The organism is Providencia sp. PROV175, from assembly GCF_032707045.1.
Taxonomy (GTDB): domain Bacteria; phylum Pseudomonadota; class Gammaproteobacteria; order Enterobacterales; family Enterobacteriaceae; genus Providencia; species Providencia hangzhouensis.
In genome coordinates this window covers 4,248,238-4,262,837 of the sequence record NZ_CP120533.1, presented here as the reverse complement: position 1 = coordinate 4,262,837, position 14,600 = coordinate 4,248,238, and the positions used below count along the sequence as shown (strand labels likewise).

The 14,600-nt window shown below is 42.0% G+C and carries 10 protein-coding genes; 7 read left to right on the top strand and 3 right to left on the bottom strand.

The genetic code is table 11. From position 1 onward, the window contains the following. Positions 1-2 precede the first annotated feature (2 nt). Positions 3-1,577 carry a threonine ammonia-lyase, biosynthetic gene (gene ilvA, locus P3L44_RS19460; protein ID WP_140171877.1) on the top strand — a complete coding sequence of 525 codons (1,575 nt, stop codon included), beginning with the start codon at positions 3-5 and terminating at the stop codon, positions 1,575-1,577. Here ilvA and ilvY read toward each other — a convergent pair. Further along, positions 1,569-2,465, bottom strand: coding sequence for an HTH-type transcriptional activator IlvY (gene ilvY / locus P3L44_RS19455; protein ID WP_004906122.1), 897 nt, complete (start codon positions 2,463-2,465; stop codon positions 1,569-1,571). The genes ilvA and ilvY overlap by 9 nt on opposite strands. 173 nt (positions 2,466-2,638) lie before the next feature. Between ilvY and ilvC the strand changes: the two genes are divergently transcribed. Both ilvC and rep read left to right on the top strand, forming a co-directional pair. Next, a complete protein-coding gene (gene ilvC / locus P3L44_RS19450) occupies positions 2,639-4,111 on the top strand; it encodes a ketol-acid reductoisomerase (RefSeq protein WP_140171876.1) in 1,473 nt (490 codons plus the stop codon). 306 nt (positions 4,112-4,417) lie between these two features. Further along, the gene (gene rep, locus P3L44_RS19445; RefSeq protein ID WP_272662173.1) at positions 4,418-6,442 is read left to right on the top strand and encodes a DNA helicase Rep; all 2,025 of its coding nucleotides are present in this window, start codon (positions 4,418-4,420) and stop codon (positions 6,440-6,442) included. Positions 6,443-6,494: 52 nt separating this feature from the next. Here the strand turns inward: rep and gppA are convergent, their stop codons facing one another. Together gppA and rhlB are read right to left on the bottom strand one after the other, a co-directional pair. Then, positions 6,495-7,997: a guanosine-5'-triphosphate,3'-diphosphate diphosphatase gene (gppA, locus tag P3L44_RS19440; protein WP_140171874.1), complete on the bottom strand. Its 1,503-nt coding sequence runs from the start codon at positions 7,995-7,997 to the stop codon at positions 6,495-6,497. Between the two features lie 11 nt (positions 7,998-8,008). Continuing rightward, complete coding sequence (rhlB, locus tag P3L44_RS19435; RefSeq protein WP_272662172.1) at positions 8,009-9,295, bottom strand: ATP-dependent RNA helicase RhlB; 1,287 nt, start codon at positions 9,293-9,295, stop codon at positions 8,009-8,011. Positions 9,296-9,412: 117 nt separating this feature from the next. On the opposite strand from rhlB, the gene trxA reads away from it, so the two are divergent. The 4 genes from trxA (at position 9,413) to wzzE (ending at position 14,505) form a co-directional block, all read left to right on the top strand. Next, the gene (gene trxA / locus P3L44_RS19430) at positions 9,413-9,739 is read left to right on the top strand and encodes a thioredoxin TrxA (RefSeq protein WP_125894355.1); all 327 of its coding nucleotides are present in this window, start codon (positions 9,413-9,415) and stop codon (positions 9,737-9,739) included. A 701-nt stretch (positions 9,740-10,440) separates the two neighbouring features. After that, on the top strand, positions 10,441-11,700 hold the full coding sequence (gene rho, locus P3L44_RS19425; protein WP_004915469.1) for a transcription termination factor Rho: 1,260 nt from the start codon (positions 10,441-10,443) through the stop codon (positions 11,698-11,700). A 631-nt stretch (positions 11,701-12,331) separates the two neighbouring features. Further along, on the top strand, positions 12,332-13,417 hold the full coding sequence (gene wecA, locus P3L44_RS19420) for a UDP-N-acetylglucosamine--undecaprenyl-phosphate N-acetylglucosaminephosphotransferase (protein WP_004906107.1): 1,086 nt from the start codon (positions 12,332-12,334) through the stop codon (positions 13,415-13,417). 29 nt (positions 13,418-13,446) lie between these two features. After that, the gene (gene wzzE, locus P3L44_RS19415) at positions 13,447-14,505 is read left to right on the top strand and encodes an ECA polysaccharide chain length modulation protein (RefSeq protein ID WP_213913408.1); all 1,059 of its coding nucleotides are present in this window, start codon (positions 13,447-13,449) and stop codon (positions 14,503-14,505) included. Positions 14,506-14,600: the final 95 nt, after the last annotated feature.

Below are 14,600 nucleotides of genomic sequence, written 5' to 3'. Positions count from 1 at the left end.
TTGTGGCGGCAGCAAAACCATTACCGGTTGCCCCAACCGGAGCAGATTACTTAAAAGCGGCGCTGAGTGCGCCGGTTTATGAGGCTGCACAAGTAACACCTCTTCAGCAGATGGATAAAATATCTTCACGCTTGGGTAACACCATTTTAGTCAAGCGCGAAGATAGGCAACCTGTTCATAGCTTTAAGCTTCGTGGCGCATATGCGATGATTGCTGGCTTAACGGATGAACAAAAATCGAAGGGGGTTGTAACCGCTTCTGCGGGCAATCATGCTCAAGGTGTCGCGTTGTCAGCGAGCCGTGTAGGTGTGAAGGCAAAAATTGTTATGCCTATTGCAACTGCAGACATCAAAGTGGATGCAGTGCGCAGTTTTGGCGGTGAAGCTATTCTACACGGTGCGAACTTTGATGAAGCGAAAGCTAAAGCAATCGCGATGGCAGCGGAAGAAGGATATACCTTTGTTCCCCCTTTTGACCATCCTGCTGTCATAGCTGGCCAAGCCACTATCGCACTTGAATTATTACAGCAAGATGCTCACTTAGACCGTATTTTCATCCCTGTGGGTGGCGGTGGGTTAATCGCGGGCGTCGCTGTGATTATCAAGCAATTAATGCCTGAAATAAAAATCATTGGCGTTGAATCCGAAGATGCAGCCTGCCTGAAAGCAGCGTTAGAAGCAGGGCATCCAGTGGATCTACCTCGTGTCGGGCTATTTGCCGAAGGTGTCGCGGTAAAACGCATTGGTGATGAAACCTTCAGGTTGTGCCAGCAATATGTTGATGATGTTATCACGGTTGATAGCGATTCTATTTGTGCAGCACTGAAAGATATTTTTGAAGATGTTCGTGCTATAGCAGAGCCTTCAGGTGCGTTGGCATTGGCTGGATTGAAAAAATATGTACAGCAGCACAACATCAAAGGCGAGCGTTTAGCGCATATTTTGTCCGGTGCGAATATGAATTTTCACGGGCTGCGTTATGTTTCTGAACGTTGTGAAATTGGAGAACAACGAGAAGCGTTACTGGCAGTGACTATCCCTGAGCAAAAAGGGAGCTTTTTACGTTTTTGCCAGTTATTAGGCCATCGAGCGATTACTGAATTTAACTACCGTTATACGGATGCAGACCCTGATCGTGCATGTATTTTTGTTGGGGTGCGTTTAAGTGGTCGTGATGGAGAACGTTCAGAGATTATCCAAGAACTCAGAAGTAACGGCTATGAAGTTGATGATTTATCTGATGATGAAATGGCCAAACTTCATGTGCGTTATATGATTGGTGGTCGTCCATCAAAGCCATTAGATGAAAGACTGTATAGCTTTGAGTTTCCTGAGTCTCCAGGTGCATTACTGCGATTCTTAGAGACTCTTGGAACTCATTGGAATATTACGTTATTTCATTATCGCAGCCATGGTACAGACTATGGGCGAGTGCTGGCGGCATTTGAATTAGCTGGGCCGGAAGTGCGTTTTGATAGGCATCTGGATGCGCTAGGTTATGAATATCATGATGAAACAGGAAACCCATCTTTCCGTTTTTTCTTAGCGCCGCAAGATAGCCAAAGAACCTTAGATTGAGTTGTCTGGGAGCAATTCCCAAAACGCTTTAATTAATGGTTCACTCAGGCGTTTGCTTAATAGGCAAACGCCGAGTTCAAAGGGTTCAACCATTGAGATATTATCGAGTTGTGAAATACGGCTACGCACGGGCTCTGGGCTGTTATCAACGACCACACTGGGGATCAAGGCAATACCACATCCCAAAGCGACCATTGACACAATAGCTTCATGGCCTGATACCGTCGCGTAAATAACAGGGTTATTGATGTTATGGCGACGGAACCAAAGTTCGATACGTTTACGAGATGGGCCGTGTTCAGGCAGGATGAAGGGGACGGTAGACCAATCAGGTTCCGCTTCTGTCACCATGCTTCGTACAGCACAGGGTAGTGATGGAGCAATCAAAACGAGAGGGATTTCGCCGATTTTTGCAAAACGGACGTTATCAGGTAAGCGCTCGGGTTTGCCTGCAATACCAAGGTCAGCCTCATGCGTTTCCACTTTTTCAACAGCATCAGCTGCGTCCCCCGTCGTGAGTTTAATTTCAACTAATGGGTGTAGCGCACGGAATTTATCTAATACTTCGGGTAAATGACTATAAGCAGCCGTAACTGAGCAAAAAAGGTGCAGTTCTCCGCTGAGCGATGGACTTTGTTGATTGAGAGCATGTTGCAGCTGTTGATATTGCAATAATGTTTGTTGGGCAAACTGCTTAAGGTGCTCTCCTGCTTGGGTCAGCTTGACGGAGCGGTTATCACGCACAAACAGTGGGTGACCAAGCTGTTCTTCGAGGCGTTGTATTTGTCGAGACAATGTGGAAGGGCTGACATGCATCGCTTTAGATGTTCGCCCGAAGTGGCAACTTTGTGCTAAATGTAAAAAAAGCTTGAGATCGCGAATATCCATTTTGCCCTCTAATGAAATCATTAATGATGTTGCAGATATTGCAACATTGTATTGTTAATATATCAATTTAAGCAATGCGAAACATCGCATATAGTAAATCCATAAACGCTCAAAAATGAGCGACAGGCAGACTGCCTGACATAACGAACACAACAGAACAATGGAGTATGACAATGGCGAATTATTTTAACACATTGAATTTGCGTGAGCAGTTAGCTCAGTTAGGCAAGTGCCGCTTTATGCAGCGCGAAGAGTTTGCAGATGAAGCAGGTTTTCTGAAAGGTAAAAAAATCGTCATCGTCGGTTGTGGAGCGCAAGGTTTAAACCAAGGCCTGAATATGCGTGATTCAGGTTTAGATATTGCTTATGCATTACGTGATGAAGCAATTGCAGAGAAACGTGCTTCATGGCGCAAAGCGACAGAAAATGGTTTCAAAGTTGGTACTTATGAAGAACTGATCCCTACCGCTGATTTGGTTATTAACTTAACGCCAGACAAGCAGCACTCAACCGTTGTTCGCGCTGTTCAGCCTATGATGAAACAAGGTGCAGCACTGGGTTATTCACATGGCTTCAACATTGTTGAAGTTGGCGAAGAAATTCGTAAAGATATTACTGTTGTGATGGTAGCGCCAAAATGCCCAGGTACTGAAGTTCGTGAAGAATACAAGCGTGGTTTTGGTGTTCCAACGCTGATTGCAGTACACCCAGAAAATGACCCGAAAGGTGAGGGTATGGCGATTGCCAAAGCGTGGGCAGCAGCGACTGGTGGCCACCGTGCAGGTGTTCTGGAATCCTCATTTGTTGCAGAAGTTAAGTCTGACCTGATGGGCGAGCAAACTATTCTGTGTGGTATGTTGCAAGCGGGTGCATTACTGAGCTACGACAAAATGGTCGCAGACGGTGTTGAGCCAGGCTACGCAGGTAAATTAATTCAGTTTGGTTGGGAAACTATCACTGAAGCGCTGAAACAAGGCGGTATCACGCTGATGATGGATCGCTTATCTAACCCTGCGAAAGTGCGTGCTTATGCGTTATCCGAGCAACTGAAAACTATCATGGCACCATTATTCCACAAACATATGGATGACATCATTTCAGGCGAATTTTCTGCAACCATGATGGCAGACTGGGCAAATGATGATAAAAACTTGCTGACATGGCGTGAAGAGACCGGCAAAACGGCATTCGAAAATTACCCTGAATATAATGGGAAAATTGCGGAACAAGAGTACTTCGACCACGGTGTTCTGTTAGTTGCAATGGTTAAAGCAGGCGTTGAGTTAGCGTTCGATACGATGTTAGAAGCGGGTATCTTAGAAGAATCGGCTTACTATGAGTCACTGCATGAATTACCACTGATTGCGAACACTATTGCTCGTAAACGTTTATATGAAATGAACGTGGTTATCTCTGATACTGCAGAATATGGTAACTATCTGTTCTCATTTGCAGTTGTACCAATGCTGAAAGATTTCATGACGAAATTACAAGCAGGGGATTTAGCGAAGCCAGTTGCAGATAATGGCACTGATAACGCACAGTTACGTGATATCAATGAAGCTATCCGTAATCATCCGATTGAGAAAATCGGTAAGACTTTACGGGGATATATGACGGATATGAAGAAGATTGCAGTCGGCTAACTCATTATCCTTCCCCTTTCACGCTCTAGGGGTGTCAGCTTCTTAAGATTACACAAGTCACATACTTCAGTATGCTCCTTGGGATAATCTTATTTGCTTCCTACCTAGAACGCGAAATGCTTTGGATAATCACCATGTTTTCTCTTGCAATAGTTTAGAAAAATACATTCTGATATAAACCACATTGTTTCTAAGAATGATGTGGTTTTTTGCTTTTATAAAAGATCGTTGCTCTAGAGTTGGTTCGGTTTCTGCTACAATCTGTAGCGAATTCTATTTTGAATAACTGAGTGATGTAGAGAAGCCATGCGATTAAACCCAAGCCAACAGCAGGCAGTTGAATTTGTCGATGGCCCGTGCCTTGTATTGGCGGGGGCGGGGTCAGGCAAAACACGTGTTATTACCAATAAAATTGCGCATTTAATTCGCCAATGTGGCTATCAGCCTCGGCAAATTGCCGCGGTGACTTTTACCAATAAAGCGGCGCGGGAAATGAAAGAGCGCGTGGCGCAGACATTGGGGAAAAAAGAAGCTCGCGGTTTAATTATTTCTACTTTCCATACATTAGGGTTAGAAATTATTAAGCGTGAATATAAAGCACTGGGTATTAAAGCCAATTTCTCGCTATTTGACGACCAAGACCAGATGGCGTTGCTGAAAGAACTTACCTTTGATTTATTGGAAGAAGATAAAGACTTACTCAAACAATTGATCTCGGCGATCTCAAATTGGAAAAATGATCTCATCTCCCCACAACAAGTCATAGGCCAAGCACGGAGTGAGAAAGAGCATCACTTTGCCGAGTGTTATCGCCGCTATGAACTTCATCTGAAAAGCTGCAATGTGCTGGATTTTGATGACTTAATCAGCAAACCTACCCTGTTGTTATATCAAAATGAAGAAGTGCGCGAACGCTGGCAGCAAAAAATTCGTTACTTGCTGGTGGACGAGTACCAAGATACCAATACGAGTCAATATCAGTTGGTTAAATTGCTTGTGGGGCAGCGGGCAAGGTTTACGGTTGTGGGGGATGACGACCAGTCAATCTATTCATGGCGTGGCGCAAGGCCGCAAAATTTAGTTTTATTGAATCAAGACTTCCCTAAGTTAAATGTCATTAAGCTTGAGCAAAATTACCGTTCATCCGAACGAATTTTAAAAGCTGCGAATATTTTAATTGCCAATAACCCTCATGTATTTGAAAAGAAACTGTTTTCAGAATTGGGATATGGTGCGCCACTGAGGGTCCTTACTGCAAATAATGAAGATCACGAAGCTGAAAGGGTGATTGGGGAGCTTATTGCACACCATTTTATTAATAAGACGGAATATAAAGATTACGCCATTTTGTATCGCGGTAATCATCAATCGCGTATTTTTGAAAAAATGTTGATGCAAAATCGTATTCCGTATCGCATTTCGGGGGGGACTTCGTTTTTCTCCCGCCCTGAAATTAAAGACTTATTAGCTTATTTGCGAGTATTGACGAACCCTGAAGATGACAGTGCTTTTTTACGCATAGTAAATACTCCACGACGAGAGATTGGTCCTAAAACTATCCAAAAACTTGGGGAATGGGCAAACCAGCGAGGGAAAAGCTTATATCAGGCCAGCTTTGATCTAGGGCTTGAACAAATTTTAAAAGGCAAAGGATTAGAAGCATTACAGCGTTTCACTCATTGGATGGACAGTATTGTTCGAACGTCGGAACGTGAACCTTTAATTGCGGTGCGTGATTTACTGCGCGAAATGGATTATGAAAGCTGGTTATATGAAACGTCGACCAGTACTAAAGCTGCTGAAATGCGAATGAAAAACGTCAACCAATTGTTCACATGGATGAGTGAAATGGTGGAGGGTGATGAGCTCAATGACCCAATGACATTGAGCCAAGTGGTTACACGCTTTACGCTGCGCGATATGATGGAGCGTGGTGAGGATGATGAAGAATCAGACCAAGTTCAACTCATGACGTTGCATGCGTCTAAAGGCCTTGAGTTTCCTTATGTTTTTTTGGTCGGTATGGAAGAAGGGCTGCTGCCACATCAAAGCAGTATTGATGAAAATAATATTGATGAAGAACGCCGTTTAGCTTATGTAGGGATCACAAGAGCGCAAAGAGAGTTATTCTTTTCTCATTGTCGTGAGCGTCGTCAATATGGTGAATTGATCCGTCCCGAATTAAGCCGTTTTCTCCTTGAATTGCCACAAGATGATTTACAATGGGAGCAACAGCGTAAAGTGGTTAGTGCGCAGGAGCGTATGCAGAAAGGGCAATCAGCTTTAGCCGATATTAAAGCACGTTTAGGGTTAAATAAAAAAAGTGAGTAACCACAACTAATTGAATTTCCACACTAGAGTAGACCTAGTGTGGAATATATTATCAATTTGAACTATTACGTTCTTCCAACTCTAAAATCCAATTCACATAGCCCTGCCATTGAACTTCTTGCTGTAAATTTTCCGCTCGTAGAGGGTGAGCAGATAACCAACGATAAGGCAGTGTAATGGTTAGCCTTTGTGCATTCACATTAAGTCTTAGTGCAGGCAAGGTATCATCCCGTCTGCGGCTCGCAAAAATAATGGCGAGGCGGAGTAAACGACATAAATCATATGCATGCTGTATGGGTAGCGCATTTTGTTGGCTTAATGGTGTTAAATCGACAGGGCCTTGCTGATTTTTCAATAATGCAGCAAGTAACCGTTTTTGAGCTGGAGTGAAGCCTGGTAAATCAAGGTGTGTTATGAGGTAGCTCGCGTGCTCGGGGCCTTTACGGAAATCAACACTCAAGCCGATTTCATGTAAGGCGCATGCACTTGATAGTAAATCACGACAGCGTGTATCTAAGCCCCAATCTTTCGCGACTTGTAAATAAAAATATTCTGCAAGTTGACGAACTCGGCTAGCTTGTTCGATATCGACTTGGAAGCGTCGTTGAATATTGCGGACGGTACGAGCGCGAATATCCTGCTCAATAGGAAGCTGTAGCATACCATAGACAAGACCTTCACGAAGTGCACCGCCTGCCAGTGTCATGTTATCAATGTCTAATGCTTCAAAGATAGCAATCAGAATAGATAAGCCGCTTGGAAAGACAAGAGCGCGTTCGAAGGTTAAACCGTCAATTTCAAGCTCTTCAAGTTTTTGGCATTGAATGGCTTTGCGCTTAAGCTGTTGTAATTTAGAAAGCGTGATCAGTTCATCCATGCCTTGGGCAATCATGATTTCCTGAATCGCTTGTACAGTACCGGATGCACCAACACATATCTTCCACCCATGTGTTTTGAGAGCATCAGCAATAGGGGCGATGACACGATGGGCAGCGGTTTGAGCCGCAGCGAAGTTTTCTTCTGTTAAACTTCTATCGCCAAAGTAGCGCTCAAGCCAAGTTACACACCCCATTTCAAGGCTGTAGAGTTGCTCTGCTTTTGCGCCTGTACCCGTAACTAGCTCAGTACTTCCCCCGCCAATATCAACCACTAAGCGTTGATCTGGCCCGCCAGTTGTATGTGCGACACCTTGATAAATTAAGCGAGCTTCTTCTTCCCCTTGAATGACTTTAACAGGGTTTCCTAAAATTTGGCTGGCTTTCTCGATGAAAATATCGGCATTTTTAGCTATACGCAAAGTCGCTGTTGCGACAACACGAATTTGTGTGTTCGGAATATCTTGTAAATGTTCCGAAAACAGGCGTAAACATTGCCAGCCTCGCGCCATTGCTTGCTCAGAAAGCAGGTTGTTGTTATCTAACCCTGCAGCAAGACGAACTTTGCGTTTAACCCTAGAGATGACCTGAATGCTGCCAGCAGTTTCACGTACAACGAGCATATGAAAACTGTTTGATCCTAAATCGATGGCGGCATAAAGAGAAGAAGATTTCAGCATATCGTTTTTACTCAGCCTGGACGTTTATGGTTGTTACGTGGGCCATTGTGGCGACGCTGCGAATTTGAATTACGGCGCGGGCCTCCAGGACGTGGGCGATGACGGCGTTTTGGTGCAGGTAAATCGCTCAATAATGCATCACTGTTATATTTACTAACAGGGATTGAGTGTTGGATATATTCTTCAATAGCAGGCAAGTTAAGTGAATATTCTTCACAGGCTAAGCTAATTGAGTTTCCACTTTCACCGGCACGACCAGTACGGCCAATACGGTGAACATAATCTTCACAGTCATCAGGTAAATCGTAGTTAAAGACATGAGTGACGGATGGAATATGTAAACCACGTGCTGCAACATCAGTTGCCACTAAAATATCTAAATGGCCTTGTGTGAATTGCTCTAATATACGTAGCCGTTTTTTCTGTGCGACATCGCCAGTTAATAAACCGACACGATGACCATCGGCAGCTAAATGGGCCCAAATATCATCACAACGGTGTTTTGTATTGGCGAAAATAATACAACGCTCTGGCCATTCTTCTTCAAGAAGCGTTTGGAGCAAGCGCATTTTTTCTTCATTAGAAGGGTAAAATAACTCTTCTTTGATACGGTGACCTGTTTTTTGCAAAGGTTCGACCTCAACATATTCAGGGTTATTCATTTGTTCGAAAGCTAATTCCCTTACGCGATAAGATAAAGTTGCAGAAAATAGCAAATTAAGCCTATCTGCCGCACTTGGCATACGACGGAAAATCCAGCGGATATCTTTAATGAAACCAAGGTCATACATACGGTCGGCTTCATCGAGTACCACAACTTGGATTGCACTTAAATCGACATGGCCTTGTTTTGCGTAGTCGATTAAACGGCCAGTTGTACCAATAAGGATATCAACACCATTTTGTAAAACCTTCAGTTGCTCATCATAGCCGTCACCACCGTATGCTAAGCCCATTTTCAGGCCAGTGTACTCAGCGAGCTCTTTAGCATCTGAATAGATTTGTACAGCGAGCTCGCGTGTCGGTGCCATAATGAGTGCACGAGGCTGATTCGCTTTTTTACCCTCAATTGCGGGGTGAGTTAATAAATAATGGAATGTAGACGTTAAAAAAGCTAACGTTTTACCTGTACCGGTTTGCGCTTGACCCGCCACGTCTTTGCCTTCGACAGTAAAAGGCAAGGTGGACGCCTGAATAGGCGTGCAAAAATTGAAGCCTTTTTTATTTAGAGCTTCAATGACTTTAGGGTGCAATGCGAAGTCGGAAAACTTCTTTTCTGTCAAGTGTGCTTTACTCATAGTATGTTAGAATATCAGTTAACGGTTGGTTTACGAAAGTGTATCTTTTGAAATAAAGCATACTGCTGCCAATAATGTTATACTAAGTCTACAAAAGATGACCCCTTGGAGTACAACATGAGCGATAAAATTATAAAGATAACTGATGCAAGTTTTGCAACTGAAGTTTTGAACGCAAGTTCACCTGTTCTCGTCGATTTTTGGGCAGCATGGTGTGGTCCTTGTAAAATGATCGCGCCTATTCTTGATGAAGTTGCTGAAGAATATACAGGCAAACTGACTATCGCAAAACTGAATATTGATGAAAACCCAGCCACCGCTCCAAAATATGGAATTCGTGGCATCCCGACCTTGCTTTTATTCAAAAATGGTGAAGTCGCGGCAACGAAAGTTGGGGCATTATCAAAAACGCAACTGAAAGAATTTTTAGACGAAAATCTGTAAGTTATCGTTATATGTAAGCTAAAACGTTTAGCGGTATATCTATTTTATCTAGAGAGCCGCTAGACGTCTTCACTTAAGCATGATAAGTTATCTTTATTCCTCGTATAGCACCCATATGAATTACCTTGTATTCCATTGCTCTTATCTTATATATCTAGCTTGTTAGTTCAGTATTGTGATATTTTTTGTTCAAAAACTGATGACATAATGATTTTAAATATGAAATTGAAAGTTTAGACGTTGAGTTATAGCAGTATTCAATATCTTCTGTTTCAATGTACTCTTCATATGAATTAAAGATAGTGCATAAACGAACATCATGAAATTCAATGTGTTTATATCTTTTGGATATAAAAATGAAGTGGGAGAAAGTTGGCATTGAGCAATTATGTGTTTTTTAATGCTAATTTGACCTTAAATTTGCGATATTGGGATGTATGTTGTCCTAAATGTACAAAAAACTATTGCTAATATTGTGTGTGTTTCTAATAATATGCCACACATCATCAAGATGAGTTGCAGCCAAATGTTAGAGCAATCTTAGTAATGGCTAGCACAAGATTTTTTTGCATTGCTGTTTGCTTCTAATGAAAATTAGCGATCAGCAGGGCAGTATAAAGTTAAACTGGCACTTATTAATAAGCTGCCGTCAATTTACGTTCATAGTTCGAGAATTACCCCGAGTTAAAGAACCCACCATTATGAATCTTACCGAATTAAAAAATACGCCAGTATCAGAATTGATTACGTTAGGCGAAAACATGGGGCTAGAGAACTTAGCCCGTATGAGAAAGCAGGATATTATTTTCTCTATTTTGAAGCAGCATGCGAAAAGTGGCGAAGATATTTTCGGCGATGGCGTACTGGAAATATTGCAGGATGGATTTGGTTTCCTCCGTTCAGCAGACAGTTCTTACCTCGCAGGCCCTGATGATATCTACGTTTCTCCTAGCCAAATCCGCCGATTTAACCTACGCACAGGTGACACAATTTCAGGAAAAATCCGTCCCCCTAAAGAAGGTGAACGTTATTTTGCCCTTCTGAAAGTAAACGAAGTTAACTTCGATAAACCTGAAAACGCACGTAGTAAAATCCTTTTTGAAAACTTAACTCCTTTACATGCTAACAATCGTCTGCGCATGGAACGTGGTAATGGTTCAACTGAAGATTTAACTGCACGTGTGCTGGATCTTGCGGCTCCAATCGGTCGTGGTCAACGTGGCCTGATTGTTGCTCCACCGAAAGCCGGTAAAACAATGTTACTGCAAAATATTGCAGCAAATATTGCTCACAATTATCCTGATTGCGTTCTGATGGTTCTGTTGATCGATGAACGTCCTGAGGAAGTGACAGAAATGCAGCGTTTAGTTAAAGGTGAAGTCATTGCTTCAACTTTCGATGAGCCTGCAGCACGTCACGTTCAAGTCGCTGAAATGGTGATTGAGAAAGCGAAACGTCTAGTTGAACATAAAAAAGACGTTATCATTTTACTCGACTCTATTACGCGTCTAGCCCGTGCATATAACACCGTTGTACCTTCCTCTGGGAAAGTATTAACCGGTGGTGTGGATGCTAACGCATTACATCGTCCAAAACGTTTCTTCGGTGCTGCCCGTAATGTTGAAGAGGGTGGAAGCCTGACAATCATTGCAACTGCACTGGTTGATACTGGTTCTAAGATGGATGAAGTTATTTACGAAGAGTTTAAAGGTACAGGTAACATGGAACTGCACCTATCTCGTAAAATTGCAGAAAAACGTGTTTTCCCTGCGATAGACTACAACCGTTCAGGTACGCGTAAAGAAGAGTTACTGACATCGCAAGATGAATTACAAAAAATGTGGATCCTGCGTAAGATTATTCACCCAATGGGCGAAATCGATGCCATGGAGTTCCTCATCAGTAAATTAGCGATGACAAAAACTAACGAAGAGTTCTTTGACTTTATGAAAAGAGCCTAACCGTTACCGTTAAAACTTTTCGTATTTTATAAAATAGGTGTCTGTTATGGCACCTATTTTTTTGTTTTTATACGCGGCGGTCGCACATAAAAATTAAAACATATCATATTAAGTAAAGCTCAATATTTTGCTGGCTGAATTTCAATGGATTAAGATGCTGTTTTATTGCTTTATTTATAAATAACATTGAATAAATAGGCGATTTTTTTATTAAAACACTAATCATAAATGATAAAAACACCAACGCATATACGGTAACATATTGAACTAAAAGATGAATATTGTTTTTATGTTTATTTTGTGATTAGTGCTAAATTTATTTGCATCACTTTATTATCTAATCATTAAATGCCTATTTAAGCATCAATCGGTTAACTCAATTTTGGAGTATTGCTTTTATGGCATGCATATTGCACTTATTCAGTATAAAATTACGGATACTCTATTATTAAATCAAAAACACTAATAAAGTGTATGAACTAATAATGACAGGGATTTCTTCATGAATGAAGATTCGTCTTATAGCGGATTTGAGTACTAAGATGATAATGCATTGGCGTATGCTTATTTACCGGCATTCGCTAAAAAATTAGTTTTGAAAGTTAAATATAAAGATTAAGAGAGTCGAACAGTGGACACCATACACTTTGTAACCAATCTCTTCTACGTTTTCTTGTTTTCATTAGTTTTTATTTTTTTGGCTCGAGTTGTTGCAATAAAAATCGGGTTAGTTGATAAACCTAATTTCAGAAAGAAACACGTAGGATTAGTTCCTCTTGTTGGGGGAATTTCCGTTTTCTTTGGGATCTGTTTTGCATTTTATATTACCGGAGAATACATTCCTCATAAGTGGCTATACATCGCTTGTGCAGGGTTATTAGTCTTTATTGGCGCATTAGATGATAGGTTTGACATTAGTGTGAAACTAAGGGCTGGTATTCAAGCGATCGTTGCGGTTGTTATGATGACAGCGGCAGGGTTGAAACTTGATTCACTCGGTCATGCCTTTGGCCCATGGGAACTGGTACTGGGTCCATTCGGTTATATCGTTACCCTATTTGCAGTATGGGCAGCAATTAATGCTTTTAACATGGTTGATGGCATTGATGGGTTACTCGGTGGCTTATCTTCTGTTTCTTTTGGCGCTCTCGGCTTTTTGCTATATCAAAACGGTAACTATGCGTTAGCATTTTGGTGTTTTGCCTTTATTGCAGCTATCCTTCCTTATATTCTTCTGAATTTAGGTGTGCTAGGCCGTCGTTTTAAAGTTTTCATGGGAGATGCGGGAAGTACGCTGATTGGGTTTACTATTATTTGGATCCTTGTGGCTTCGACCCAAGAAGAAGTACATCCGATTAACCCAGTTACTGCTTTATGGATTATTGCGATCCCACTAATGGACATGGTTGCCATTATGTATCGTCGTATTCGCAAAGGCATGAGCCCATTCTCACCAGATCGCCAGCACATTCATCATTTAATTATGCGTTCTGGTTTTACACCAAAAGGGGCATTTGTACTGATTACACTATCAGCGGCCGCTTTAGCATGTGTCGGTATTATTGGTGAACACTTAACATTTGTACCTGAATGGGTAATGTTGGCATTATTTTTGCTTGTATTTATGATGTATGGTTACTGCATCAAACGAGCTTGGAAAGTCGCCCGTTTTATTAAGCGAGTGAGACGTAGAGCACGTAGAGGAGCAGTACGGTAACGACAAAACGAAAATAGAGGTTCTGTGCAGTGAATAACTCAGAAACACAACCGAGTCAGTATCAATCGCCAATAGAGCCGGAATTGGATATCCGTGGTTTATGTCGCTCACTGTGGCAAGGTAAAATTTGGATCGTTGCATTTGCTGTTATTTTTGCAGCAATTGCTTTGGGAGCGTCCTATTTTATGCAGCCAAAGTGGAGTGCGACAGCAATTACGGATTTACCAACCGTCAATAATCTGGGAAGTTATTATTCTCAGCAACAATTTCTGCGCAACCTCGATTCCCGTATTAATACTACGGGGCAAGAAGGGCAATTACCAACAATCGCAAAAGAAGCTTATCAAGAATTCACAAAGCAGCTCGGTTCTTATGATACGCGTCGTCAGTTTTGGCTAAATACGGATTACTATAAGCAGCGTTTAGAGAATGACCCTAAAGCAGATGCCGCATTATTGGATGAGCTCATTAATGATATTGAGTTTACGCCAGCAGATGAAGTCAAAAATTTAACAGATAGCATTAAGTTAGTAGCGGAAACTTCCGCAGATGCGAACCAGTTACTACGTCAATATATTCAGTTCGCTAACCAACGTGCCACAGCTAATCTCAATGATGAAATTAAAGGTACATGGGCAACGAAAATGCAATCCATGAAGGCATTGGTTAAACGTGAAGATATGGTGGCAAAAGCTGCTTATGAACGACGTTTGAATGCTTTAGAACAAGCACTAAAAGTTGCTGAAAAACAAGGTATTGTACGTAATCAAAGTGCAACGCCTGTGGATGAAATCCCAGATTCTAAAATGTTTATGTTAGGTGCTCCTTTATTACAAGCACAAATTGAAACATTGAAAGCAACCGGCCCCGATCACGACAGTGATTACGACCAAAATATTGCCATGTTATCAACATTGAGCGTCGGGCCTACCCTCCAAGATAATTTTCAAGCATATCGCTATTTACGTACTCCTGAAGAGCCCGTTAAACGCGATAGTCCTCGTCGAGCCTTTATGATGGTTCTATGGGGAGCCATAGGGATGTTAGTAGGTGCCGGAGTGGTACTTGCTCGCCGCCGCCCATCTTGATTTTGGGATAAGCCACTGGCGAATTTTCCAGTGGCATATAAAGTTATTAAGATTATACAAAGCAGCTCACTGCGAAAGATAAATATAAGAGAGTC

Coding starts and splice junctions, on each gene's coding strand:
- trxA (WP_125894355.1), top strand. CDS start 9,413: ATGAGCGATAAAATTATAAAGATAACTGATGCAAGTTTTGCAACTGAA.
- ilvY (WP_004906122.1), bottom strand. CDS start 2,465: ATGGATATTCGCGATCTCAAGCTTTTTTTACATTTAGCACAAAGTTGC.
- gppA (WP_140171874.1), bottom strand. CDS start 7,997: ATGCTGAAATCTTCTTCTCTTTATGCCGCCATCGATTTAGGATCAAAC.
- rho (WP_004915469.1), top strand. CDS start 10,441: ATGAATCTTACCGAATTAAAAAATACGCCAGTATCAGAATTGATTACG.
- rep (WP_272662173.1), top strand. CDS start 4,418: ATGCGATTAAACCCAAGCCAACAGCAGGCAGTTGAATTTGTCGATGGC.
- rhlB (WP_272662172.1), bottom strand. CDS start 9,295: ATGAGTAAAGCACACTTGACAGAAAAGAAGTTTTCCGACTTCGCATTG.
- ilvC (WP_140171876.1), top strand. CDS start 2,639: ATGGCGAATTATTTTAACACATTGAATTTGCGTGAGCAGTTAGCTCAG.